Origin of the sequence: Bartonella sp. AP21QHHD (assembly GCF_042196205.1) — a bacterium.
Taxonomy (GTDB): Bacteria; Pseudomonadota; Alphaproteobacteria; order Rhizobiales; family Rhizobiaceae; genus Bartonella.
The window spans coordinates 1-1230 of the sequence record NZ_JBHIPT010000044.1 but is presented as its reverse complement, the minus strand read 5'-3'; the positions used below and the strand labels follow the sequence as shown (position 1 = coordinate 1230).

Annotated in this window: 1 protein-coding gene and 1 pseudogene; both read right to left on the bottom strand. The window is 44.2% G+C overall.

The annotated features are described in order from the left end of the window. On the bottom strand, positions 1-390 hold a 390-nt coding region (locus ACFIMC_RS03205; RefSeq protein WP_375680953.1), incomplete at its 3' end, for a Bgr_08870 family protein. Positions 391-404: 14 nt separating this feature from the next. Further along, positions 405-1230, bottom strand: a pseudogene (locus ACFIMC_RS03200) (DUF4815 domain-containing protein); the annotation flags it as partial.

The window sequence follows — 1230 nt, the reverse complement described above, 5'->3', positions numbered from 1 at the left end:
GGCTCTAAAATCATCAAGCCCCACGATATCTTCGGTTTTATGTTGATGCGCGCCTAACAGTGAGACAGCACTGCCAAAGGTAAAGTTATTGTTGCTTGATTTATAGAGAACATAATTGTTGGCAGCATCTTTTGCGCCTTCGATATCGCTTAAATCAGCAAATGAGAAAGTTTTATCCGCTGCCATTTTGCCATTGAGAGCGCTTTCTAGATTTGTGATTTCGCTTATGGTATGCGTGTGTTGTAAAGGTGCTTTTTCGTTTATCTTTTCCTCAACAGCCAAAAGAGCTTGATCAATTTTGGTCAAGTTTTCCCGCAAGATTGGGAATTCAGAACTGATAAAGCGTCCTTCTTTCGGCAATTCCATGTCGAGTTTTTTGGTTTTTGTCATCTCTCATTTTCCCCTCATAATATGCCGGCGCCAAAATCACGCACCATTGACCGTGCCGCCGGTCCACCGGTAAGCGTGAGTTTCAAGCGCGCTTGTTTGGCGCCTTTATCACTACTGGTAAATTTTCGTTCTGTCCAAAGCGGTTCAGCGAGTTGTTCTGTTTCGTCAAGTTTCAAAGGGGTGAAAGCACCATCATCCAGTTGCATCTCCAGTGAAAAGGTTGCACCACCTGGTAAAAAGGTTTTGATATAACTGGTCAACCTTGCCTTTTCTCCAAAGGCAAAAGCACGCGTGACATAGGTCGCTTCCTTATGGATCTTTCCCGCGNGTTTCTCTGTTCCTTTAAGAATAGCGCGAAGCTTGATCTTTTCACTGATATATTCAGTAAGACTGAGCAATTGAAAGGGAAGGAGTTGATAAACCGTGCCGTTGTTTCTTTCAATTTCAAAGATGACAGAACAATCGCTTGAAGGCAACTCAATGGCTGCGCGTATTTGTAAATCAGAGCAGTCTACAAGGTCAAAGGTGCCTAAATCGACAATCTTTTCTGTTTGCCTATAGCGGGCAGCGAGCACCCGAAAGGCTAAAGCCTCATCTTGATGGGCTGTCCAACTTTGTGCGTTAACAGAAGAAAAGCGTGGACCGGTCACGTAAGGGTGACTTGAGACATATCTCTGGTGTTCTGCATCAAAATCTCCAAGCTTTGCTAGTGAAACAGAATGATCCGCATCATCGGTTTTAATGACAAAAGCCGTTAAGCGGTCATCCATCACAAGGAGTGGTACATCATAGCGTGCTTCTGCCCAACCTAGCTTTGCGCCCTTCATAGAATAAAAGCTT